Here is a 21,809-nt window from a genome sequence, read left to right on the forward strand (position 1 = left end):
GGACACTCTCCATGGTAAGCTTTCCTGACGCCGTAAAAATGTTTTTCGCCCGCTATGTCGACTTTCAGGGGCGTTCGCGCCGGTCGGAATACTGGTGGGTCGCCCTGTTCAACCTGATCGTCATTGGCGTTCTGGTCATCCTGCTGATGGCGCTGGGCGGCCTCAACCCGGATACGGGCGAGATGGGACCGCTGGGCTTTGTCTTCATCGGCATCATGATCCTCTACGGGCTGGCCATTGTCATTCCGAGCATCGCTCTGTTTGTGCGCCGGCTGCATGACATCAACCAGACCGGCTGGATTTATCTGGGGCTGGTGATTGCGGGCTTCATTCCGCTGATCAACTTTGTCGCCTCGATCGCGCAGATCGTGATTGCGTGCATTCCGGGCACCGCTGGCCCCAACAAATACGGCCCCGATCCGAAGAATCCGGGTGCGGGCAGCGCCGACATCTTTGCCTGATTTCAAGGATCAGTGCATAATCACCTCAGAAAGCCGGGCGTGGGTGCCCGGCTTTTTTAGTTGCACACCTTTATCGTTTATTGATAAGGCCGACCTACGTTTTCCTTAGACCCGACCCAGAAAGAGCCCCAGCGCTACCCCATGGATTTCCGTCACGTTTTCTTTGATCCCAAAGGCCGTATCGGGCCGCGCACGTTCGGGCAGGGCTATGTGCTGCTGACGGGGGCGATGCTGGTGGTGACGGTGTTGTCGCTGATCGCCTCGCCGGGGGCGGGTATCCTGCAATATGCGCTGGTGTTTCCGTATATCTGCCTGTTCGGCAAACGCCTGCATGACGCGGGCCTGAGCGCCTGGCTGTGGCTGGTGTTCCTGCTGGGCTATTTCCTGATCAATGTGGTCGCCTCGGCCATTCTGGTGCCGATCCTGGCGCCGGAGACGCAGGCCATCCAGCTGGAAGTGCAGAAGGTGATGGAGGCCAACGGCCTCAATGCCGGGATGGAGGAGCTGGCCCGGCGCGCGCCCGAGATCGCGCAATCTTCCGCGCTGGTGAATGTGATCGTGTTGCTGATCGCCAGCGCGATCGTGGGCTTTGTGGCCTACCGCCTGCGCTCTGACCCCCAACCCAATCGCCACGGACCGCCGACACTGCGCGGGAACCGTCCTGACGCCCGCCCCTGACACGACGAGGATACGCCATGGACTATACAGCCGGCGCCATTGACCCCGCCCGCCCCTGGATTCGCGATGAGCGCGACGCGCCTGCCGAGATGAACTGGCGCAACACGCTGCTCAATCCCTTTGGCAAGACCTACAAGCTGCACTTCACGCGGGCCTGGACGTTCATGTTCCTGGGCCGGGTGTTGCTCTATATCGTGCCGAGCTTCATCGCGATGATTGCGGGCATTGCGGGGGTGAGCACCGATGGCCTGAACGCGCCGGTCAACCTTTTGCTGTTCTCTGTGCCGGCGGTGCTGTTGCCGTTTGCCGTGTTTACGCTGGTGACCGAATACACCTCCTTTGTGGTGCATATGCGCCGCCTGACAGAGGCGGGACGCTCGGCGTTCATGGCGGTGATCGTGCTGGTGCCGCTGGTGCTGGGGCTGATTGCCTACGCGCTGGGCACACAGGGCGGGGCGGCGCAGTATCGCCAGATGCATACGCCTGCCAACACCGAAGCGGTGGAAGCCAAGAAAGAGACCGAAGCCGGGGACGAGGGCGAAGACGCCGCCTCCAAAGATGGGCAGGCGGCAGCCGGGCCGCCGGCGCGTGATCCGCGCCGGGCCGCGATGATGGAAATGAGTGAGCGGGAGCTGGCGATGCAGGCCGGGATGGGGCTGGCGTTTCCGATCTGGTGGCTGGCCTCGTTCGGGGCGATGCTGTGGTCGCTGATGTATGTCGCGCGCCTGCCCAATGGCGGGCAGGGGCAGTTTCGCACGGGCAGTCACATGACGCCTGAGGAGATTGCGCGCGGGGTTTGAGGGCTTTTGGGCGCTGCTGGGTTTGGCGGCTGTTGTATTTCTATTGAGAGCTGCCCCACCCGCTGATCGGGCAATCGCAGTGCGATTGCTTATCCTCACAGCCCCCATAGTCATGGGGAGGGGGCCTGTTGCGTTGCGCGGTGAGGTCAGATCCGGACAGTTCAGGACAAGTCCGGACACTTCCGGGACAGATCCGGTCAGGCCGGGACAGATCCTGTCACGGGTGGGTCAACGCGGACCAGGGGGCTGGCGAAGACCTGCTGGAAGGCCGCCTTGAGGGCGATGTCGGCTTCTTCCATCGAGATTATACGGCCGAGGTCGGCCAGGCTGGTGACGCCGTAGCGGGGGTCTGCGATGCCGCAGGGGGTGATGCCGGTGAAATGGTCGAGCTCCGGCTCGACGTTCAGCGAGATGCCGTGGAAGGACACCCAGCGCTTCAGGCGCACGCCGATGGCGGCGATCTTGTCTTCGCGGGGCGGGCCGCCGGGCTCTGTGCGGTCGACCCAGACCCCGACACGGCCGTCGCGCATGCCGCCTTCGACATTGAACGCGGCCAGCGCCTGGATGATCCAGGCTTCCAGATGGGCCACGAAGGCGCGCACATCGCGGCCGCGGGCGGCGACATCGAGCATGACATAGGCCACCCGCTGGCCGGGGCCGTGATAGGTGTACTGGCCGCCGCGCCCGGCTTCAAAGACGGGGAAGCGGGCGGGGTCTTTCAGGTCTTCGATGCGGGCGGAGGTGCCGGCGGTGTAGAGGGGGGGATGTTCCAGAAACCACACCAGCTCCGGGGCGCCGTCCTCGCGAATCGCGCGGGCGCGGGCCTCCATGACGGCGAGCGCCGCCTCATAGGGCACGGGGGCATCTGACACGGCCCATTCGACGGGGGGAAAATTCTGCATTGCCGGTGCGATATAGGGTGTTTTCAGGGCTTCACAAAGGCGAATGACCGCCTTATACGGCCCGTCTGTCTCGACATACCAGTGTGCGGTCGTGGCGGAATTGGTAGACGCGCAGCGTTGAGGTCGCTGTGGGGCAACCCGTGGAAGTTCGAGTCTTCTCGACCGCACCAGTATGGTTTCAGGATTTTCGCTCAGCGCTGAAGAGGCCGGCACCCCCTTTCGGGGCCATTCCGGCGACACCTGGATGCCGTCTGGTGCCCGGAGGTATCAGGGCGTGAGCTGGCCTGCCAGTGTGAACAGGAGCCTTGCTGCCACATAGAGCAGCAGGACGGCCGTGAGGCGTTTGACGATCCGGGGCTGGAGTTTCTGGCTGGCCATCCAGCTGCCGATCTGTCCGCCGATCACGACGAGGGGAAGGAGCGGCCAGTAGGGCATGGCGAGGTGCAGGACATCCGTATCCTGAAGTTTCGTTACCTGGCCGGCAAGACCCGAGACTGAGTTGACGAGGATGAACAGGCTGCTGGCTGCCGCGATCTGGCGGGGCGTGCCCCATCCGAGAAAATAGAGGACCGGCGCCAGGAAGATGCCCCCGCCAATGCCGACGAGCCCTGAGAGAAGCCCGATGGCGGCGCCGGTGGCGTAGCTGATGAGGCCGGGCGGCGGGGCGCCGGTGGGGGGCGCGGTTTCGGGGGGCGCGCGCTCGAAGGCGAGGTAGAGGCCCGAGACCAGCAGCGCGGCGCCGAGCAGGCCGACGAACACCGTTTCCGGAACGGGCAGGCGCCCGCCCAGCCAGGCGGCGGGGATGGAGGTGATAAGGAAGGGCATCAGCCGCCGGAGGCTGAGCTGTTTCGTCAGATGGAAGCGGATGACGCCGCCGGTGACGACAAGTATGTTGCAGACCAGCGCGATGGCCGGAAGGATGCGGTAGTCCGTACCGTGAAGAACGAGAAGGGCATTGTAGGTGGAGCCGCCGCCGAAGCCGACTGAGGCGTAGAGGGCGGCGGTTATGAAGAAGAGAAGGCCGAGCCCGAGGCTCATGCGCTGGCGGGTTTCCGGTAGCTGCCCGATGCGCCGCCGGATTTTTCCAGCAGTTCGATGCCTTCGATGACCATGGATTTATCGATGGCTTTCAGCATGTCGTAGAGGGTGAGGCAGGCGGCGGAGACGGCGGTGAGGGCCTCCATTTCAACGCCGGTCTTGCCGGTGGTGCGGGCGGTGGCGATGACGCGGAGGGCGCCGCCTTCGGGCGCCTCTGTGATCTCCACCTTCAGGCCCGTCAGCGGGAGGGGGTGGCAGAGCGGGATGAGGTCTGCCGTGCGCTTGGCGCCCATGATGCCGGCAAGCTCGGCAATGGCGAGGGGGTCGCCCTTTTTGGTGTCGCGCGAGAGGGCGCGCGCCAGGGTTTCCGGGGCCATCCGTATGCGGCCGGTTGCGATCGCTTCACGTTCGGTGTCGGCCTTGGCGGAGATGTCCACCATACGGGCGCGGCCATCGGGGCCGATATGGGTGAGGTCTGCCATCAGCTCAGATCTCCGCCAGGCGGGGCATCAGCTCGACCAGGTTGCAGGGCTTGTGGCGGCTGTCGAGCTGGAAGGAGATGACTTTATCCCAGCCATCTTTCACCGCGCCGGTGGAGCCGGGCAGGCAGAAGATGAAGGTGGAGTTGGCAAGGCCCGCGACGGCGCGCGATTGAAGCGTTGAGAGGCCGACGCTCTGATAGCTGACCATGTGGAAGATGACGGAGAAGCCTTCGATGGTTTTCTCGAACAGGGGCATGACGGCTTCGGGCGTCACGTCACGGCCTGTGAGGCCGGTGCCGCCGCTGGTGATGACGACATCGACATCCGGCGCGGCGATCCAGGCTGACACGGTGTTGCGGATGGCGGCTTTGTCGTCGGGCACGATGAGGTGGTGAGCGACCTCGTGACCGGCGGCGCGGATGCGCTCTGACAGGGTGTGGCCGGAGGTGTCGGTTTCTTCCGTGCGCGTATCGCTGACGATCAGGATGGAGATCCGGACCGGCTTGAAGGGAAGGCTTTCATTGATGCCGTGCATGCGTGTTCAACTCTCCTGCGGACCTGCCCAGCGGGCAGCGTCGGTGTAATCTTCGGGGCGCGGTTCGATCCATTGGTCGCCCGCCTCGGTCACTTCTTTTTTCCAGAATACCGCCTGCGTCTTCAGATAGTCCATCAGGAAGTCGGCGGCCTCGAAGGCGCTGCGCCGGTGGGGGGCGGCGGTGGCGACGAAGACGATGGCGTCTTCCGGTGCCATTTTTCCGGTTCGATGGAGTATGGAGAGACCTGTGAGCGCCCAGCGCGTGCGGGCTTCCTCTGCGGCCTGCGCGATGCCGCGCTCGGTGAGGGGGGAATAGGCTTGCAGGAACAGGGACTGGACGGCGCCGCCTTTGGACTGGCCGCGCACCAGGCCGGTGAAGCTGACGATGGCGCCGCTGCCGGCGGCGGTGGCGGTAAAACGGGTGAGTTCGTCTCCGGGATCGAAGGGGGTGTCTGTCAGGCGTATCAAGGGATCATCCCCCTCCGACAGGCGGCATGAAGGCGATCTCGTCGGCGTTGGTGATCGGGGCGGGATCAACCACAATCTCGCTGTTGATGGCGATGCGGACGGTTTTTTCCTGCAAGGCGCCGCCGGTTGCGTGGCGCGTATCGAGCCAGGCGCGCAGGGCGAGGGTGTCCTGGATGTCGCCGGGCAGCTGGACGGCCTGGCTGGGCGGATCGACGAGATCGGCCAGGCGGCCGAAGAACAGAAGCTGAGCCATGGGTCAGCCGCCCGTGACCGACATGTGACGGGGCAGGGCCGGGGTTTCGGCGCGGGCGCGGATGCCGAAGGCGTGTTTTTCCGGCTTGCCGCGCAGGGCGCGGTCCAGCGCGGCGTTGAGGGCGGCGGCGGGGTCTGCGGTATCGCGAAGGGCGCTGCGCAGATCGACGTGATCGTCATGGCCGAGGCACATGTAGATGCGGCCGGTGCAGGTGACGCGGACGCGGTTGCAGCCGGCGCAGAAATTATTGGTCAGCGGGGTGATGAAGCCGACCCGGCCGCCGGTTTCGGCAACCCTGGCATAGCGGGACGGGCCGGCATCGGCGGCGCGCGCGGTATCGTCCGTGAGCGTCCATTTCTGTTCCAGCCGGTCGCGGATCTCGAACAGGGGAATGTACTGGTCATACCGGTCTTCGCCGGTCAGCCCGAGGGGCATGACTTCGATGAGGGTGATGTCAAAGCCCTGATCATGTGCCCAGGCGATCATGCCGGGGATTTCCTCGGCATTCTGGTGTTTGAGGGCGACGGTGTTGATCTTGACCTTGAGGCCGGCGGCTTTTGCAGCGGCGATGCCGGCGAGGGTCTGGGCAAGATCACCGCGCCGGGTGATGGCTTTGAAGGTGTCGGCGTCGAGCGTGTCCAGCGAGATGTTCACGCGGCGGACGCCGGCGGCGTAGAGGCGGGCGGCGTGGGTGGTGAGCAGGGTGGCGTTTGTGGTGAGGGTGAGTTCGTCCAGGCCGTGGCCGAGGCGGCTGCCCAGACGGTCAAACAGGGTTCCGATGTCGCGGCGCACGAGGGGCTCGCCGCCGGTGATGCGGATTTTGGTGACGCCCCGGCGGATGAAGGCATCGGCGACGCTTTCGAGTTCTTCCAGCGTCAGAAGATCCTTTTTCGGCAGGAAGGTCATCTGTTCGGCCATGCAGTAGGTGCACCGCAGATCGCAGCGGTCTGTCACCGAGAGGCGCAGATAGGTGACGTTGCGCCCGAAAGCGTCTGTGAGGGGTGGGGGCGGGGCGCGTCCCAGTCCGTCAGCCATTGGCTAATTCCTGTGCAAGCCGAAGATCATCCGTCGTGTCTATGTCAAAGGCGTGGGCCGTATCCAGAGAGACTGTGACGCCGCCCGGCAGAGAATGAAAGATGTCTCGTGCGCCTGAATCGCCGCCAACCGCGAGCAGCCTTGTAAAGGCGGCCCGGTTGAAGATGGCCGGGGGGCTGAGCCGGCCGCCGGACTCGGTCATGGCGGCAGGGTGGCCGGCATTGATCGCCTGCTGCAGTTTGAGCAGGTGCTGCGCGGGAATTGCGGGCATGTCGGCGAGCAGGATCATGACATGCTCAACATAGGGCGTGTCGCTTGCCGCCTGAACCCCGCATCTGACGGAACTGGCAAGGCCGGTTGCCGCTTCGGGGTTTGGGAGGACCGACCAGCCGGCGGACTGAAGGCGGGTGGCGCGCTCGCCTGGCGGGTCTGGCACGACGGCGAGCCGGGCCGCGACGGGTTCGCCCCGCAGGAAGGCGGCGGCGTGATCGAGGAGAGGGCGCCCGTCAAAGTCGCTGAGGAGCTTGTCGCCCGCGGCAAAGCGGCTGGAGCTTCCGGCAGCGAGGAGGACGAGGGCTGTGCGCGCAAAGGGGGAGGCGTGGCGTTTGTGGTATTCGGCGACGATCTGGCTGAGCACGGAGACGGCCAGCATGGAGGCGTCGCGCATGGACGGGATGAGGCCGACGGGGCCGTGAATTCTGGCGATGTCTGCCTCGGGGACGCCCCGTTTGCGCAAGCGCTCGCAGCGCAGGGCGTGGGTGTGGCGGCTGCCAACGGCGCCGATGAAGAAGGCGTCTCCGGCGAGGGCATCGGCGAGGAGGGCGTCTTCCCGGTCGCCATCATGGAACATGATGACGAAGGCGGACCAGGCGTCGCCCCGGACGGGTGGCAGGTCGCTGGCGGAGCCCAGGACAACGAGGTCGGTGTGCCCCTCTTCTTCTGCGAGGCGGACATCGGGGCCGCCGGGAAGATAGAGGGTGGTTTCGATCCCGCTTGACCGGGCAAGGCGGGCCAGTGCCAGCGGGTCAGCGCCCCGCCCGGCGATGCGCAGGCGCAGTTTGGGAACATAGGAGAAGCTTTTTCCGATGGCCGCCAGAAAGAGCGTCGCGGGGGCGCGGGATGCCAGTTGCGCGTGGCAGGCTTTCACCTCGGATTCGTCCGCATCCGGAAGGATGTTGATGAGGATGGACCCGCCACAGGGGAGCGGCAGGTCGATAAACGGGGAGCCCGCGCCATAGAGCAGGGTTACCGGCTGCCTGCCTGCGAGGCTGCGCTGGGCCTGAAGGATGGCGTCTGCATCAATACATCCGCCGGAGATGTAGCCGGCTGTCCGCCCGTCTTGGGCAACGGCCATGAGGGCGCCGGGCCGGCGGACTGCGCCGCCGGTTGTTTCGACGACGACGACCAGGGCAACGGGCCCGCTCGCGCGCCAGTCGAGCCATTTGGCCAGAACATCCTCGGGATGTTCCAGATACCGCCCGGCACCTGCTGGGGAAGATAGCGTTTGCACCCGTGATCCTTTCTGGCCGGTCACGCCAGCGCCGGAAGCCCGGAGAGCAGCTTACTGAGAGTTACCGGATAGTCACGCACCCGGACGCCGGTTGCATTATAAACGGCGTTGGCGACCGCGGCGCTGACCCCGCACAGGCCAAGCTCGCCGACGCCTTTTGCCTGCATCGGGCTGGCATAGGGGTCGAGGTCATCGATGAAGATGACTTCCTGTTCGGGGATGTCGGCGTGGACGGGCACTTCGTAACCGGCCAGATCATGGTTGGCGAAGAAGCCGTGGCGCGTATCGGGCGCGAGTTCTTCCATCAGGGCAGCGCCGACGCCCATCGTCATGGCGCCGATGACCTGGCTGCGGGCGGTCATGGGGTTGAGGATGCGGCCGGCATCGCACACGGCCAGCATCCGGCGGACCCTGGTTTCACCGGTGGCGGCGTTTACGCCGACTTCGACGAAGTGGGCGGCGAAGGTGGAGACGACGACTTTCTTCCGGAAATCGCCGACTTCAAGGGCGCCATCGGCCTGCAACTCGCCGGCCTGGGCAATGCGCGTCAGGGGGAGGGAGGAATTGGCAAAGTGGACCTGCCCCTCCCGGAAGCTGATGCTTTCATAGGGCTCCTCGATCCGCTCGGCGATGGCACGCTGCAAGGCCAGGCAGGCGGCGAGGGCGCCGGCTGTGGAGCTGGACGCGCCCCACTGGCCGCCAGAGCCTGCGGAGGCGGGATGGCTGGAGTCGCCCAGATTGACCTCGACCTGGCTCATGGGCACGCCCATCATTTCAGCGGCGGTCTGTGCGATGATTGTGTAGGATCCGGTGCCGATGTCGGTCATGTCGGTTTCGATCCGGATACGGCCATTCTGAAGCAGTTTGGCGCGGGCGCCGGACGCGGTGATCGGGCCGCCGCGATAGGCGCCCGCCATGCCGTGACCGATCAGCCATTGCCCCTCGCGCCGGCTGCCGGGCGCGGGGTTGCGGTCTGCCCAGCCGAACTTTTCGGCGCCGGTGCGCAGGCATTGGGTGTAGTTGCGCCGGGAGAAGGGTTTGTTGGGCGGGTGAGGGGCGGTCTGCGTATCGTTCAGTACCCTGAATTCGACGGGGTCCATGCCGAGTTTTTCGGCCATTTCATCCATCGCGATTTCAAGCGCCATCAGGCCGGAGGTTTCGCCGGGCGCGCGCATGGCATTGCCTTCGGGCAGGTGGACCGTGGCCAGGCGCCGGACAACCAGATGGGTATCCATGGCGTAGAACTTTGGCGTTTGGGCGGTGGCGTCTTCGGGGTCGCCCCCTGGGAGGTTTCCGGAGAGGCCTTCATGGTAGAGCGCCGTGATGCGGCCCGCGCGCGTGGCACCGATCCGGATGGTCTGGATGGTGGCGGCCCGGTGGGTGGTGTTGTTTGCGATGATCGGGCGGGGCAGCATGACCTTGACGGGCTTGCCGGTTTTGCGGGCGGCGAGCGCCGCGAGGACGCCATCTGCCCGCAGGAACAGCTTTGAGCCGAATCCGCCGCCGATATAGGGGGAGTCCACGCGGATGTTTTCAGCCGGCATGTCGAGCGCCAGGGCGAGGGCGTCGACATTCCATTTGATCATCTGGTTGGAGGTCCACAGCGTCAGCCGTTCACCCTCCCATTCGGCGATGCTGGCATGGGGCTCCATCATGGCGTGGCTTTGGCCGGGCGTGGTGTAGACGGCGTCGAGTTTTACATCTGCGGCGGCGTAGGCGGTTTCGAAATCACCGGCGCTGGAGACCACTTCGCGGTCTTCGTCCGAACCCTTTTCCAACGCCTTGCGAAGATCGAAATCCCCGTCAGCTTTTTCGTATGTGACGCTTACGAGGTTGGCGGCGCTGCGGGCTTCTTCAAAGGATTTTGCTACGACGACGGCGATGGCCTGATGGTAATGCTCGACCTGATCGCCGCCGAACAGGGTGGCCGTGTGGTAGGATGTCTTGGGCAGCGGCAGGTGTTCGAGGGTTGTCAGAACGGTGACGACGCCGGGCGCGGATGTGGCGCGCGATGTGTCGATGGAAACGATCCGTCCACGGGCAATCGATGAAGTGACCGGATAGCCGACGAGTTGCGGGCCGGATACGTCGTGACGTTCATAGGCGTATTTCGCGGTGCCGGTTGTCTTGGCCGGGCCGTCGATGCGGGGGATGGCCTTGCCGACGATTGTCAGGGCGTCCTTGAAATCGCCTTCTACGGGTTTGTCGAACTTCATGGCTTACTCCGCACTGGCTGAAAGGAGCCCTGCGAGCGTGCGCTCGGCGAGCAGGATCTTGAATTCATTCTCATGGGTGGGCTGGGCGCCTGCGAGCAGGCGGGACATGACCGCCCCGGCGCCGCTGGGCAGAAGGGCGTCGGCCTCCCGGCTGCGCCAGGGTTTGTGGGCGACGCCGCCGAGCGCCACGCGCCCGCCGCCCTTGCCATCAAGAACCAACGCAACAGAGACGAGGGCGAAGGCATAGGACGCCCGGTCTCTGACCTTCTGATAATAATGCCGCCCGCCGAGGGGCGCGGGCAGGTGAACTGCTGTGATCAGCTCGCCGGGCTGGAGGACGGTTTCGATACCGGGATTGGCGGCCGGGTCGGTGTAGAAGTCTTCGATAGGGATGACCCGCTCGGAGCCATCCTGCAGGACGGTGTGGATTTCAGCGTCGAGGAGCTGCATCGCAACAGCCATGTCGCTGGGATGGGTGGCGATGCAGGCCGGGCTGGCGCCGACAACGGCGAGCTGGCGGCTGACGCCGTCCTGCGCGCTGCACCCCGAACCGGCGCTGCGTTTGTTGCAGGCCATGTTGGTGTCGTAGAAATAGGGGCAGCGGGTGCGTTGAAGCAGATTGCCGGCCGTGGTGGCCATATTGCGGAGCTGCCCGGAGGCGCCCGCCAGCAGCGCGCGGGAGAGGACGGCATAGTCTGAGCGTACGGTCGGGTTGGCGGCCAGATCCGTGTTCAGGACAAGGGCGCCGATGCGCAGGCCGCCTTCCGGCGTGGAGGTGATGGTGTCGAGGTCCAGCCCGTTGATGTCGATCAGCACGGAGGGCGTTTCGATCTCGAGCTTCATCAGGTCCAGCAGGTTGGTGCCACCGGCGATGAATTTGGCGCCGGGGGTGGCGGCGGCCAGGGCGGCGGCTTCCTGGGGTGTTCTGGCGAGCAGATAGCTGAAAGATTGCATCAGACGGCTCCCGAAACGCTTTGAATGGCTGACAGGATGTTGGAATAGGCGCCGCAGCGGCAGATATTGCCACTCATCCGTTCCCGGATTTCCTCTGGGCTCGCCTCGACGGGGCCGGTCAGCGAGGGCGTCACATGGCTGGGCACGCCGGCGCGGATTTCTTCCAGCACGCCGATGGCGGCGCAGATCTGGCCGGGTGTGCAGTAGCCGCACTGGTAGGCATCTTCCCGGATGAAGGCGGCCTGCATCGGGCCGGGCGCGTCTGGCGTGCCGAACCCTTCAACGGTCTTGATCTCGTCGCCTGCGTGCATGACGGCGAGGCTGAGGCAGGAATTGATCCGCCGGCCGTTGACGATGACGGTGCAGGCGCCGCACTGGCCGTGGTCGCAGCCCTTCTTGGTGCCGGTCAGGCGAAGGTGTTCGCGCAGGGCATCGAGGAGCGTGACCCGGTTGTCGATCGTGAGCCGGTGGGGCGTGCCATTGACTTCAAGTGTGACGGTAGAGGTGGTCTCGTTCACGACAGGGGGTCCCTCTTCAGCATAGGTGGTGGGCGTGGCGGACTGGCAGGCATTGACGAGCAGGGCGGAACTTGCCGCGCCGACGACCATAACATCGCGCCGCGAGGGCTTGATACTGTCTTCGGAATTCATGGGGGGCCTCTCCTCTGCGGGGTGCGTGGCGGAATCCGTGCGGCTGGTGTGCGTGCGCCGCCGTTTGGTACTTTAATGCGCCCATGCGAACCGGAAACCTGCGGGGGGCCGGGATGGGTAAATGTCTCAAATCAAGTGTAGCAGAAGGCGGCTGGAAGCGGAAATCGGACAGGTGAGCCGGCCCCTGAACCAAGGCGCGGGACTGGCGGGGGCGCGCGCAAACTATTTTGAGAAATAAGCGCAAAATGGGGGGCCGATCTTGTTGTGAGTGTGGGGCGGGGTCAGGCGCCGGGGATGTCTGCCTCCTTGCCGAGCGTATCCTGCACATAGAGCTGGATGACGAAGACCGAGAGAACGACGAGGATGGGCGTTGCCAGCAGGACGCCGAGCGGGCCGAGCAGCATGCCAAAGGCCAGAATGGCAAACAGGTTCAGCGCCGGGGAGATGGAGGTCGTTTCCTTCTGGATCAGGGGATAGACGAGGTTTGCCTCCAGCTGGGACACCGTGAAATAGGCAATGGCGGTCCACAGGGCGGTCATCGGGCTGACGGTGAAGGCCAGCAGTACGCCGGGGACGGCAGCCAGAAGCGGGCCGACGGTGGGCACGAACTGCGCCAGGCCCGCAATCAGCGCCAGGCCGAGGAAGGCCGGAACACCGAGCAGCCAGAGCGTCAGCGCCATCACGGCGGTGATGATCACCATGTCGATGGAAATACCGAGCAGCCATCTTTTCAGGGCGCGCCCGGATGCGTTGAGCGCCTTGCCGACTTTTTCGTCGACGCCCTTGGGCAACACGAGCAGGACGCCGTTACGGGTGGAAACCGCAGAGGTGGTCAGGAAGGCTGCAATGAAGATGACCAGAAGCGCAGAGGTGAGCCCCGAAGCAAAGGGCAGGGCGTAGCCGCCGGCATCCGTCAGCATACCGCGTAAAGAGCCGCCCGAGTCGCCTGCTGCAACCGCTTCGATTTCCGCGACGAGGGCGGACCCGGCGGGATGGGCCTCCAGGGTTTCTTTTGCGCGCTGCCAGGCGCCGGGGAGCCGGTCAGTGACGCCTGAAAGCTCGCTGGCAAGCTGGGCGCCGAATATCCAGAGGATGGCGGCGACGCTGCCGGTCATGAGCAGCGCGGCGGCGGCCAAAGCGCCTTGCCTTGGCAGCGGCGCGGCGCGGGTGAGCGCGTCAGCGATTCCGTGAACGGCGATGGCCAGCAGCGTGGCGGCAAACATCAACAGGAATGCGTCGCGCACAACCCATGCCGCCAGCGCAATGCCGCCGATAAACAGCACGAGCACAAGGCGGGCGGTAAAGCCTGAAAGATTAGGGCTTCCGGACATACGGGAAGGTCCTCCTGGCAGGGGTGGGATCAGTCAACAAAATGCAATCTCGAGATGGATTAGCATACACCGCGGGCAGGAAATTCAAGCGGAAAATTCTTCAATGATCCGGGCGGTGAAGGCAGGAAGGTCATCTGGAGAGCGGCTGGTGATCAGGCCATTGTCGACGACGACCTCCTCGTCCACCCAGTCTCCGCCCGCGTTCTGGATGTCCGTGCGCAGACTGCTGTAGGATGTCAGCTTTCTGCCCTTTGCGGCGCCGGCCTCGACGATCAGCCACGGGCCATGGCAGATGGCGGCGACGGGCTTTGACTGGCGGAAGAAGGCGCTGACGAAGGCGACGGCATCGAGGCTGGCGCGGAGTTTGTCTGATCCGACTGTTCCGCCGGGGATGATGAGGGCGTCAAAGTCGTCGACGTGGACCTGGCTGAATACCGCGTCCACATCATACTGGCCTGCGGGGTCAAGGTCGCCCTTCATCGTCTCGGCTTTGCCGAGCTGCGTGCTGATGATGACGGTTTCTGCGCCTTCGGCCTCGACGGCTTTACGGGGCTCAGTGAATTCAGAGTCTTCTGATCCTCTGGGCGCGATGAGAATGGCGATTTTCCGTCCGCTGAGTTTCATGGACGTTTCCTTTGATCTGACTGATGGGGCGCACGGCTTACCGATGTTAATTCCCGAGGAGGCCGGATGGTTCCGGCCTTTTTTCATCTCGCTTGCCCGGCGCCCTTCCCGGATGCCCCCGAAGGGCGAAGAAATGTTCGCCGCAATGGCCCGGACCAGGCGTCACCCGCCACCGCCGTCCGGCGAGGCCTTATCCGTGCCGGGGCCTGTGTGATCCATCTGAAACCGGCCAACGCTGACCGTCCTTTCGGGCATCTTACATAGCTGAATGGCGGCGGGGTTGCGGCGCAGCTACGCCAGAATGCGCCGCGCAAGGGCCATGCGGCGCGACATCTCAACCGCCGGGTGCGGCGCAATGGGGTTTGACAAGGGACCCTTTCAGATTGCATTTGTGCGCCCATATCAAAAGATATATCTATTGAGTTTGAGGGATTAGTGGCGACCTTATTTGACAAGCTGTGGGATATGCACCGGGTGGGTGATGCGGGCGACGGGGACGACCTGATCGCCATCGACCGGCTGTTGCTGCATGAGCGCACGGGGGGGGTGGCGCTGAAATCTCTGGCGGCGGCCGGGCACCGCGTGCGCGACCCGGCGCGCGTATTCTCGATCATGGATCATATCGTGTCGTTCCGGCACGGACGGGGGCGCGATGAGGCGCGCAGCCCTGGCGGGGAAGCGTTCATCGTCGAAACCCGCGAGATGGCGCAGACAGCGGGCATTCACCTGATTGATACGGATAACCCGGCGCAGGGGATTGTGCATGTCGTGGCGCCGGAGCTGGGCATTGCGTTGCCGGGGCTGACGCTGGTGTGCCCTGACAGCCATACGTGCAGCCTGGGGGCGCTGGGCGCGCTGGCCTGGGGCATCGGCTCCAGCGACGCCGAACATGCGATGGCGACCGGCACGCTGCGCGCGGCAAAGCCAAGACAGATGCTGATCCGCGTGGCGGGCAGGCTTAGCCCCGGCGTTTCGGCAAAGGATCTGGCGCTTTATATCATTGCGCGGTTTGGCTCGGATGGCGGCAAGCGCTGCGCGATTGAATATGCGGGCGAGGCGATTTCCGATCTGAGCATCGAGGGGCGCCTGACGCTGTGCAATATGGCGGTGGAGTTTGCCGCGTTTACGGCGCTGATTGCGCCGGATGCCAAGACGCTCGACTATGTCAGTGGGCGGCCGTTTTCGCCTTCAGGCGCGCAGGTGGAAACCGCCCTGGCGCATTGGCAGACGCTGCGCACGGATGAAGGCGCGGAGTTTGACGAGGTGATTGAGGTAGACGCCGGCAAGGTGGCGCCGCAGGTGAGCTGGGGAACGAGCCCGGAGGATAGCCTCGCGCTGACAGACGCGCTGCCCGCAGACGCGAGCGCGCGGGCGCTGGCCTATATGGGGCTGACGGCCGGGCAATCGGTCAAAGGTCTTGCGATTGGCGGGGCGTTTATCGGCTCGTGCACCAATGGGCGGCTGAGCGATCTGAAGGCGGCGGCGGAAATTCTCAAAGGACGCCGGGTTGCGCCGGGAGTGCGCGCGGTGTGCGTGCCGGGCTCTCAAGCGGTGAGCCGGGAAGCAGAAGCGCTGGGCATCGACCGGATATTCAAGGATGCCGGGTTTGAATGGGGCGCGCCGGGATGTGCGATGTGTTTCTATGCGGGCGGCGAAACCTTTCCGCCGGAGACGCGCGTGATGTCGTCCACCAACCGCAATTTTGAGGGCCGGCAGGGGCCGGGCGTGCGCACCCATCTGGCAAGCCCGGCTGTGGTGGCGGCGTCTGCCATTGCGGGGCGTATTTGTGCGCCATCTGACATTCTTGTTGAAGGAGGCGTTGCCTGATGCCGAGCCCTTTTCGTCACCATCGCGGACTGGCTGCGGCGCTGCCGGTCGACAATATCGATACCGACCAGATCATTCCCTCGCGGGAGATGAAGACGGTCAGCCGCGACGGGCTGGGCGAGGGGCTGTTTGCGGGCTGGCGCTATACAGAGCCGGGTGGGCGCGAGCCGGTGGCGGATTTTGTGCTGAACCGGCCTGAGCAGGCGGGCACGTCAATCCTGATTTCCGGATCGAATTTTGGCTGCGGATCATCGCGGGAACACGCCGTCTGGGCGCTGATGGATTATGGTGTGCGGGCGGTGATTGCCAAATCGTTTGGCGAGATTTTTCATGGCAACTGTCTGCGCAATGGCATCTTGCCGGTTACCCTGCCGGAAGAGGACATTGACCGCCTGATCGCGCAGGCGAGCGGCGGCGAGATCATGATTGATCTTGCCGCGCAGACAGTGACGGCCGGCGCGCTGCCGGGCTGGACGGGGCATTTCGAGATTGGCGCCTATTCCAAGCGGTTGCTGCTGGAGGGGCTCGACCCGATCGGGCTGACGCTGTTGCAGGCGCCTTCCATCAGTGCGTTTCAGGAAGCGGACGCCAGGGCGCGCCCCTGGGTTTATTCCGCTGGCTGAGCTTCGCTGACTTCGACAAGGCCGCGGCTGATGAGACTGTCGATCTGGTCCTGCGCGTGGCCGAGGGATTTCAGGATTTCCACCGAATGGGCGCCGATGCGCGGGGGGTCAAGCATCAGGCCAGGGCGGTGATCGTCCAGCGTGATGGGCAACGCGGGCAGCGACACGGCGCCGCCTTCAGGCAGTTCCATATCCAGCAGGCCGCCGCTGGCGAGGAGGTGGGGATCGTCGAGCAGATCTTCCGGGCGCTGAATGGGCGCGAAGGGCAGGCCGATCTTTTCGAGCTTGTCCATCAGGTCCTGTTTCGAATAGCCCGCGAACAGGGCGCGCAGGCGCGGGAGAATTTCCTCGCGGCGGGCGACACGGTCGTTGTTGCCGGCGAGGCTGGCGTCTGCGGCCCAGTCTGCCAGGTCAAACGCCTTGCAGAAGGCCGTCCACTGACTATCTGAGACAACGCCGACGAAGACTTTCTCGTCATCCTTTGCATCAAACACGTCATAGACCGCCCAGGCAGAGACGCGCGTGGGCATCGGCGCAGCAGGCGAGCCGGTGACGGCGTATTGGGCAATATGCTGGCCAACGAGGAAGACGGTGGTTTCAAACAGGGACGCGGTGACGTGGCGGCCCTTGCCGGTGGTCTGGCGTTCATTGAGGGCGGCGAGCACGCCGATGGCGCCGAACATGCCGCCGGTGACGTCAATCACCGAGGCGCCGGCGCGCAGGGGCCGGCCGGGCGGGCCGGTCATGTAGGCAAGGCCGCCCATCATCTGGGCAACTTCGTCCAGCGCGGTACGGTGGGCATAAGGCCCGTCAAGGAACCCTTTTTCAGAACAGTAGATGAGCCGGGGATTGCGGGCGGCGAGGGCCTCATAGCCAAAGCCGAGCGCATCGAGCGCGCCGGGGCGGAAGTTTTCGATAAAAATGTCTGCCTGATCGGCGAGGGCGAGGGCGATGGCTTTGCCCTCCTCGGATTTGAGATCAACCGCGAGGCTTTTCTTGTTGCGGTTATACATCGGGAAATAACCCGCACCCGAGCCTTTGAGACGGCGGGTCTTGTCGCCGCCGATGGGCTCGACCTTGATGACCTCTGCGCCGAGATCGGCGAGGACCAGGCCTGCCGCAGGGCCCATCACCATATGGGTGAATTCCAGCACGCGCAGGCCTTTCAGCGGTCCGCCGGTCTCACTCATACTCGATACTCCCTGAAGTTCCTGCCCGCGATGATTGCCATTACTTGCTCAAATGATATATCTTTTCAAGTTAGGGCATACATTCTTTGATATAACAATCAGGTGGAATTCGATGAGCAGCGTATTGATCAGCGAAGTTGGACCGCGAGACGGGCTTCAGAACTGTAAGGCCGTGATGCCGACCGAGGCTAAGAAGCGCTGGATTGCGGCGCTGGCGGATGCGGGCGTGCAGGAAATCGAGATCGGGTCGTTTGTGTCGCCCAAGCTGCTGCCGCAGATGGCGGATACGGGCGAGATCCTGGATTTTGCCGTGACGATTCCGGGGCTGACCGTGGCGGTGCTGGTGCCCAACCTGAAGGGCGCGGAGGCGGCGATTGCCGGCGGGGCGCACAAGATCACCCTGCCGCTTTCGGTTTCGGAGACCCATTCGCTGCGCAACATCCGGCGCACGCATGCGCAGGTGATCGACGAGGCGCGGGCGATTGCGGCGCTGGTGAAATCCCTCCCGGAGAGGAAGCGGCCGCATTTTGAAGGGTCGCTGTCGACGGCGTTTGGCTGCACGCTGGAGGGGCCGGTGCCGGAGGCGACGACCCTGCGCTGCGCCGAGCAGCTGATGGCAGCGGGCTGCGATGAGGTGGGCCTGTCGGACACGACGGGGTATGGCGATCCGGCGTCTGTGAGGCGGCTGATCCGGGCGGTTCGGGGTGTGATCGGGGCGGAAAACCTGACCGGCGTGCACCTGCACAACACCCGCGGGCTGGGCCTTGCCAATGCGCTGGCCGCCTATGATGAGGGCATCACGACGTTTGATGGCTCGCTCGGCGGGCTGGGCGGGTGCCCGACGGCGCCGGGCGCCAGCGGGAATGTTGTGACCGAGGACATGGTGTTCATGTTTGAGGCGATGGGCATTTCGACGGGCATTGATCTGCGCAAGCTGATGGCGACGCGCGAGATGGTGGCAGAGGCGTTGCCGGGCGAGGAGCTTTATGGCTTCACCCCGAAGGCGGGTCTGCCGCTGGGATTTAAAGGTGAGCCGGTGCCGGCTCCGGTGGCAGCTGGCTAAAAAAGCGGGGGCGGGGTGCGGGCAAATCTTCCAGCGCTGATTACGCTGATAGTCTATGCGGTGTTGCTTGTAGGTGTCAGCCTGTGGGCGAGCCGCAAGGTGCGCTCGGAGGCGTCGTCTTTTCTTCTGGGCGGGCGCTCTCTGGGGCCGCTGGTTTCGGGGCTTGCCTATGCCGCTTCGAGTTCCAGCGCGTGGGTGCTGCTGGGCTATTCGGGCTTTGTGTATGCGACGGGGCTTTCGGCGCTGTGGATGATCCCCGGCATTCTGCTGGGCTATGGCGCGGTGTGGCTGTTTGCGGGGCCGGTGTTGCAGGCGGCAAGCCGGGACAAGGACCAGCTGACGCTGACAGCGTTCCTGACCGAGACGGCCGGGCCGCGCGTGGCGCGCCTGATCCGGATTTCGGCGACGGTGATGATCGCCTTCTGTTTTTCCTACTATATCGCGTCTCAGTTCCAGGGCGCGGGCGTGGCGTTTGACGATCTCTTCGGTATCGGGATGAGCGGCGGCATCATTCTCGGGGCGATTATCATTCTGGCCTACACATTTGCGGGCGGGTTTCTGGCGGTTTCGGTGATCAATACCGTGCAGGGCGTGATCATGATGCTCGTCGCGATCCTGTTGCCGGTGCTGGCATTCTCTGCGGCGGGCGGGGTGAGTGGCATCGGCGCGGCGCTGGAGGATGTGCCCCCTGAGTATCTCGCGACATTCGGCGGGCGTGCGGGATGGATCGCGGGCGGCTTTGCGCTCGGCATGACGGCGACGGGATTTGGCGCGCTGGGCCAGCCCCACCTCATCAGCTGGATCATGGCAGCGCGGGACACCAAAGCGCGCGTAATGGGCGCGGGCGTGGCGATCGGCTGGGGCGCGGTAGTCTATGCCGGGATGGCGGTGCTGGGGCTTTCGGGGCGGGCGCTGTTTGGCGCCGACGCGCCGGCGGAAGGCATCTTCTTCAAGCTGGCCGGCGATTTGTTGCCGGGCGTTCTGGCGGGGATCGTGGCGGCGGCGATCCTCTCGGCGATCATGTCGACGGTGGATAGCCAGTTGCTGGTGGCAAGCGGGGCGATCAGCCATGACCTTGGCGCGGCGCGTTTGATGGGCGGACGCACAGTGCTGGCGACGCGGTTGGCGATGCTGGTTGTGAGCGGGGTTGCGGTCGTGCTGACGCTGGCCTTGCCCGCGACGATCTTTGACCGGACGCTGTTTGCGTGGACGGCGCTGGGGGCGAGTTTCGGGCCGGTGGTGGTCGTGAGGGCGTTTGGCGGGCGGCCGGGCGGCGCCGCGGTGCTCGCGTCGATCCTGGCGGGCTTTGTGACCTCGCTGGCTTATGAATTTGTCCTGAATTCCGGGCCGGGCGCCGTGTGGGCACGGACGGTTCCGTGGATCGCTGCCTTTCTGGCGCTCGCCGTGACCAGAATTGTTGCAGGGCAGCACAATCAGGCGCTTGGCGCGCCTTCCGACTTGTGAGATGCAAAAGATATAACAATAAAAGATATATCTAACGGAGGAACCCATGCACACCGCTCGTTATCTGGCGCTGGCTGCTGCAGCCTTTCTGGTGTCTGCCTGCGCGTCACTGGGAGAGGCGCAAGGCGCGAAACTTGATCCGTCAGTGCCCTCCGATGCGACAGCCATTTTACGGAAAATCCAGTGTTCGACAGTCGATGATGAACCGGTGGTTTTCTGGTGGCATGGCAAGGCGCTTTCCCGCCGCCAGGGCGAGAAAGACATTCACATGTTCGACGTGGAGGGGATGAATATCCGGGCCTGCTCGTCAATCACGAATCAGGAAGGGGTGAAGGGCTTTCACCTCGTTTCACGCGAGATACTTCTGTATAAGGACAAAGATACCGGCGAGGTTCTGAAGACATGGACGAACCCATGGTCGGGTGAGGCTGTCGAGGTTCTGCACGTCGCCAATGATCCTGTGAACTTCAAATCCTATGAGGTCGACCGCGAGGGAAAACCGGCTGTCTGGCAGGGTGAAATCGGTGGGGCCTCCTGGTGGTATCGTTCGACGTTTCCGCTCTGGTATCCCAATCCGCTTGCCGGCGACTTCCAGAAGGAGATTGGTGGAACCTATCACGCAACGGAGCTGTTCAACTTCTTTGGGGGTACGGACGATCTGCTGGACCCCAAGACAACATCTGCGGTCGTGACGGTAGGCTGGACACGGATTGCCGATTGGCTGCCCTGGATGATGATGAATGGCCGGGAAGGCGTAATGTATATGCATACGGCAGGCCGCAAGCTGTCGAATTTTGACGAACTGTCTGACACGATGAAAGCGGAGATCGCTGCGCATTATCCGGAATATGCCAGCCCGCCGCCCTCTGGCGATCCGCGCAAGAACATGACGAGCTGGACTTACTATAAAGGAATATCGGATGGATCAATTTCCAAGCCTGAACGGTAAGTAACTGAATACATATCAGAAAAAAGGCCGGAGCATTGCTCCGGCCTGGTCTGTTTTCAAGCGGTGGCAGGATCAGAACGTCTTGCCGTCATAGGATTTCCAGTCGGCCGAGATGAATTTCTCGTCGATCAGTGTACGTTGGAAGAGGCGATCCTTCTTGAACCACTGCCAGGTGCGCGAGCGCGACTGGCCATCATCAGAGAGCTGGATCATTTCATAGAGATAAAGGTCCGGCTCACCGGTGCGGGTCCAGTTGAGCATGGTGGTGCGCTTGAAGTCATCGAGCGGCACGTCGCTTGCCCAGCCCACGATAAGTTCATTGTCCCAGGCGATGCGGCCATTGACGATATTGGCGGGGAAATCCCGCACTTCGCTGCGGCCATCCGCCCACCGATAATAGTTTGTCTGGTGGTAGGCGGGACCTGTTTCAGGGAAACGGCAGAGCAGGCGCGAGACGTGCTCGTCGGTCTTGTTCCCTTCCGCGTCATAGTAGCGGTACACGCCTTCCCACACGCCTTCATGGCGCGCGAGAAGCGGCATGATCTTTTTCAGTTCTGTTGAAGTGATGTTGTCTGTCATGGCTGCCTCATTTCTTGTCTGACTGTGCCTCGAATGTCACGCGCCCGTCAAAAAAATCTCGTCTGCCCACGGAAAAGGGCTTGCCAAGCATGCGAACGCGACTGACTGTAAATGGTATATCATTTAATGTCGCTGTCGAGAGATAGCGTAGCGCACAGAATGACGCACTGGGGAGAT

The 21,809-nt window shown here is 64.0% G+C and carries 23 protein-coding genes and 1 tRNA gene; 9 read left to right on the forward strand and 15 right to left on the reverse strand.

The genetic code is table 11. From position 1 onward, the window contains the following. The first annotated feature begins 11 nt into the window (after positions 1-11). From HNE_RS05250 to HNE_RS05260, 3 genes are all read left to right on the forward strand, one after another. Entirely contained in the window at positions 12-461 is a 450-nt protein-coding gene (locus tag HNE_RS05250) for a DUF805 domain-containing protein (protein WP_035590598.1), read from the forward strand. Positions 462-602: 141 nt separating this feature from the next. Beyond that, positions 603-1,139 (forward strand): DUF805 domain-containing protein, encoded by a 537-nt coding sequence (locus HNE_RS05255; RefSeq protein WP_035590596.1) that lies wholly within the window; start codon positions 603-605, stop codon positions 1,137-1,139. A gap of 17 nt (positions 1,140-1,156) precedes the next feature. After that, positions 1,157-1,939: a DUF805 domain-containing protein gene (locus tag HNE_RS05260; protein WP_011646083.1), complete on the forward strand. Its 783-nt coding sequence runs from the start codon at positions 1,157-1,159 to the stop codon at positions 1,937-1,939. A gap of 197 nt (positions 1,940-2,136) precedes the next feature. Here HNE_RS05260 and lipB read toward each other — a convergent pair whose 3' ends face one another. Then, positions 2,137-2,841 (reverse strand): lipoyl(octanoyl) transferase LipB, encoded by a 705-nt coding sequence (gene lipB, locus HNE_RS05265; RefSeq protein WP_011646084.1) that lies wholly within the window; start codon positions 2,839-2,841, stop codon positions 2,137-2,139. A gap of 85 nt (positions 2,842-2,926) precedes the next feature. Between lipB and HNE_RS05270 the strand changes: the two genes are divergently transcribed. After that, a tRNA-Leu gene (locus tag HNE_RS05270) sits at positions 2,927-3,011 on the forward strand. Between the two features lie 97 nt (positions 3,012-3,108). On the opposite strand, the gene HNE_RS05275 is transcribed toward HNE_RS05270, so the two are convergent. From HNE_RS05275 to HNE_RS05330, 12 genes are all read right to left on the reverse strand, one after another. Continuing rightward, complete coding sequence (locus tag HNE_RS05275) at positions 3,109-3,879, reverse strand: sulfite exporter TauE/SafE family protein (protein WP_011646085.1); 771 nt, start codon at positions 3,877-3,879, stop codon at positions 3,109-3,111. After that, entirely contained in the window at positions 3,876-4,361 is a 486-nt protein-coding gene (gene moaC / locus HNE_RS05280; protein WP_011646086.1) for a cyclic pyranopterin monophosphate synthase MoaC, read from the reverse strand. The genes HNE_RS05275 and moaC overlap by 4 nt, the downstream gene beginning before the upstream one ends. Positions 4,362-4,365: 4 nt before the next feature. Further along, entirely contained in the window at positions 4,366-4,896 is a 531-nt protein-coding gene (moaB, locus tag HNE_RS05285) for a molybdenum cofactor biosynthesis protein B (RefSeq protein WP_011646087.1), read from the reverse strand. Between the two features lie 6 nt (positions 4,897-4,902). Next, positions 4,903-5,364 carry a molybdenum cofactor biosynthesis protein MoaE gene (locus HNE_RS05290; RefSeq protein WP_011646088.1) on the reverse strand — a complete coding sequence of 154 codons (462 nt, stop codon included), beginning with the start codon at positions 5,362-5,364 and terminating at the stop codon, positions 4,903-4,905. A gap of 4 nt (positions 5,365-5,368) precedes the next feature. Then, positions 5,369-5,617, reverse strand: coding sequence for a MoaD/ThiS family protein (locus HNE_RS05295; RefSeq protein WP_011646089.1), 249 nt, complete (start codon positions 5,615-5,617; stop codon positions 5,369-5,371). A 3-nt stretch (positions 5,618-5,620) separates the two neighbouring features. Continuing rightward, complete coding sequence (gene moaA, locus HNE_RS05300; RefSeq protein WP_011646090.1) at positions 5,621-6,652, reverse strand: GTP 3',8-cyclase MoaA; 1,032 nt, start codon at positions 6,650-6,652, stop codon at positions 5,621-5,623. After that, on the reverse strand, positions 6,645-8,162 hold the full coding sequence (locus HNE_RS05305) for an NTP transferase domain-containing protein (protein ID WP_148205814.1): 1,518 nt from the start codon (positions 8,160-8,162) through the stop codon (positions 6,645-6,647). Before HNE_RS05305 ends, moaA begins: the two co-directional genes overlap by 8 nt. Positions 8,163-8,182: 20 nt before the next feature. After that, positions 8,183-10,378, reverse strand: a complete 2,196-nt coding sequence (gene paoC / locus HNE_RS05310) for an aldehyde oxidoreductase molybdenum-binding subunit PaoC (RefSeq protein ID WP_011646092.1) — start codon at positions 10,376-10,378, stop codon at positions 8,183-8,185. A gap of 3 nt (positions 10,379-10,381) precedes the next feature. Then, positions 10,382-11,332 carry an FAD binding domain-containing protein gene (locus tag HNE_RS05315; protein WP_011646093.1) on the reverse strand — a complete coding sequence of 317 codons (951 nt, stop codon included), beginning with the start codon at positions 11,330-11,332 and terminating at the stop codon, positions 10,382-10,384. After that, positions 11,332-11,982: an aldehyde dehydrogenase iron-sulfur subunit PaoA gene (paoA, locus tag HNE_RS05320; RefSeq protein WP_011646094.1), complete on the reverse strand. Its 651-nt coding sequence runs from the start codon at positions 11,980-11,982 to the stop codon at positions 11,332-11,334. The genes HNE_RS05315 and paoA overlap by 1 nt, the downstream gene beginning before the upstream one ends. A 281-nt stretch (positions 11,983-12,263) precedes the next feature. After that, the gene (locus tag HNE_RS05325) at positions 12,264-13,313 is read right to left on the reverse strand and encodes an AI-2E family transporter (RefSeq protein ID WP_011646095.1); all 1,050 of its coding nucleotides are present in this window, start codon (positions 13,311-13,313) and stop codon (positions 12,264-12,266) included. A gap of 84 nt (positions 13,314-13,397) precedes the next feature. Continuing rightward, complete coding sequence (locus tag HNE_RS05330) at positions 13,398-13,937, reverse strand: type 1 glutamine amidotransferase domain-containing protein (RefSeq protein WP_035590593.1); 540 nt, start codon at positions 13,935-13,937, stop codon at positions 13,398-13,400. 435 nt (positions 13,938-14,372) lie between these two features. Here HNE_RS05330 and HNE_RS05340 point away from each other — a divergent pair, with 435 nt between their 5' ends. Beyond that, the gene (locus tag HNE_RS05340) at positions 14,373-15,764 is read left to right on the forward strand and encodes a 3-isopropylmalate dehydratase large subunit (RefSeq protein WP_011646098.1); all 1,392 of its coding nucleotides are present in this window, start codon (positions 14,373-14,375) and stop codon (positions 15,762-15,764) included. After that, positions 15,764-16,387, forward strand: a complete 624-nt coding sequence (leuD, locus tag HNE_RS05345) for a 3-isopropylmalate dehydratase small subunit (RefSeq protein WP_011646099.1) — start codon at positions 15,764-15,766, stop codon at positions 16,385-16,387. The genes HNE_RS05340 and leuD overlap by 1 nt, the downstream gene beginning before the upstream one ends. On the opposite strand, the gene HNE_RS05350 is transcribed toward leuD, so the two are convergent. Further along, positions 16,372-17,577 carry a CaiB/BaiF CoA transferase family protein gene (locus tag HNE_RS05350; RefSeq protein WP_011646100.1) on the reverse strand — a complete coding sequence of 402 codons (1,206 nt, stop codon included), beginning with the start codon at positions 17,575-17,577 and terminating at the stop codon, positions 16,372-16,374. The genes leuD and HNE_RS05350 overlap by 16 nt on opposite strands. A 112-nt stretch (positions 17,578-17,689) precedes the next feature. Between HNE_RS05350 and HNE_RS05355 the strand changes: the two genes are divergently transcribed. Genes HNE_RS05355 through HNE_RS05365 form a run of 3 tightly spaced genes read left to right on the forward strand, consistent with a single transcriptional unit; the run spans position 17,690 to position 21,053 of the window. Further along, a complete protein-coding gene (locus tag HNE_RS05355; RefSeq protein ID WP_011646101.1) occupies positions 17,690-18,640 on the forward strand; it encodes a hydroxymethylglutaryl-CoA lyase in 951 nt (316 codons plus the stop codon). 60 nt (positions 18,641-18,700) lie between these two features. Beyond that, entirely contained in the window at positions 18,701-20,104 is a 1,404-nt protein-coding gene (locus HNE_RS05360) for a sodium/proline symporter (RefSeq protein ID WP_233352004.1), read from the forward strand. 46 nt (positions 20,105-20,150) lie between these two features. Continuing rightward, entirely contained in the window at positions 20,151-21,053 is a 903-nt protein-coding gene (locus tag HNE_RS05365; protein WP_011646103.1) for a DUF1838 family protein, read from the forward strand. Positions 21,054-21,125: 72 nt separating this feature from the next. Here the strand turns inward: HNE_RS05365 and HNE_RS05370 are convergent, their stop codons facing one another. Continuing rightward, entirely contained in the window at positions 21,126-21,632 is a 507-nt protein-coding gene (locus HNE_RS05370; RefSeq protein WP_011646104.1) for a hypothetical protein, read from the reverse strand. Between the last annotated feature and the right edge of the window lie 177 nt (positions 21,633-21,809).

This window comes from Hyphomonas neptunium ATCC 15444, from assembly GCF_000013025.1.
GTDB lineage: Bacteria > Pseudomonadota > Alphaproteobacteria > Caulobacterales > Hyphomonadaceae > Hyphomonas > Hyphomonas neptunia.

What these genes read in the sequence shown, in the direction of transcription:
- HNE_RS05250 (WP_035590598.1), top strand. Translation starts at nt 12, where the DNA reads ATGGTAAGCTTTCCTGACGCCGTAAAAATGTTTTTCGCCCGCTATGTC.
- HNE_RS05255 (WP_035590596.1), top strand. Translation starts at nt 603, where the DNA reads ATGGATTTCCGTCACGTTTTCTTTGATCCCAAAGGCCGTATCGGGCCG.
- HNE_RS05260 (WP_011646083.1), top strand. Translation starts at nt 1,157, where the DNA reads ATGGACTATACAGCCGGCGCCATTGACCCCGCCCGCCCCTGGATTCGC.
- lipB (WP_011646084.1), bottom strand. Translation starts at nt 2,841, where the DNA reads ATGCAGAATTTTCCCCCCGTCGAATGGGCCGTGTCAGATGCCCCCGTG.
- HNE_RS05275 (WP_011646085.1), bottom strand. Translation starts at nt 3,879, where the DNA reads ATGAGCCTCGGGCTCGGCCTTCTCTTCTTCATAACCGCCGCCCTCTAC.
- moaC (WP_011646086.1), bottom strand. Translation starts at nt 4,361, where the DNA reads ATGGCAGACCTCACCCATATCGGCCCCGATGGCCGCGCCCGTATGGTG.
- moaB (WP_011646087.1), bottom strand. Translation starts at nt 4,896, where the DNA reads ATGCACGGCATCAATGAAAGCCTTCCCTTCAAGCCGGTCCGGATCTCC.
- HNE_RS05295 (WP_011646089.1), bottom strand. Translation starts at nt 5,617, where the DNA reads ATGGCTCAGCTTCTGTTCTTCGGCCGCCTGGCCGATCTCGTCGATCCG.
- moaA (WP_011646090.1), bottom strand. Translation starts at nt 6,652, where the DNA reads ATGGCTGACGGACTGGGACGCGCCCCGCCCCCACCCCTCACAGACGCT.
- paoC (WP_011646092.1), bottom strand. Translation starts at nt 10,378, where the DNA reads ATGAAGTTCGACAAACCCGTAGAAGGCGATTTCAAGGACGCCCTGACA.
- HNE_RS05315 (WP_011646093.1), bottom strand. Translation starts at nt 11,332, where the DNA reads ATGCAATCTTTCAGCTATCTGCTCGCCAGAACACCCCAGGAAGCCGCC.
- paoA (WP_011646094.1), bottom strand. Translation starts at nt 11,982, where the DNA reads ATGAATTCCGAAGACAGTATCAAGCCCTCGCGGCGCGATGTTATGGTC.
- HNE_RS05325 (WP_011646095.1), bottom strand. Translation starts at nt 13,313, where the DNA reads ATGTCCGGAAGCCCTAATCTTTCAGGCTTTACCGCCCGCCTTGTGCTC.
- HNE_RS05330 (WP_035590593.1), bottom strand. Translation starts at nt 13,937, where the DNA reads ATGAAACTCAGCGGACGGAAAATCGCCATTCTCATCGCGCCCAGAGGA.
- leuD (WP_011646099.1), top strand. Translation starts at nt 15,764, where the DNA reads ATGCCGAGCCCTTTTCGTCACCATCGCGGACTGGCTGCGGCGCTGCCG.
- HNE_RS05350 (WP_011646100.1), bottom strand. Translation starts at nt 17,577, where the DNA reads ATGAGTGAGACCGGCGGACCGCTGAAAGGCCTGCGCGTGCTGGAATTC.
- HNE_RS05355 (WP_011646101.1), top strand. Translation starts at nt 17,690, where the DNA reads ATGAGCAGCGTATTGATCAGCGAAGTTGGACCGCGAGACGGGCTTCAG.
- HNE_RS05365 (WP_011646103.1), top strand. Translation starts at nt 20,151, where the DNA reads ATGCACACCGCTCGTTATCTGGCGCTGGCTGCTGCAGCCTTTCTGGTG.
- HNE_RS05370 (WP_011646104.1), bottom strand. Translation starts at nt 21,632, where the DNA reads ATGACAGACAACATCACTTCAACAGAACTGAAAAAGATCATGCCGCTT.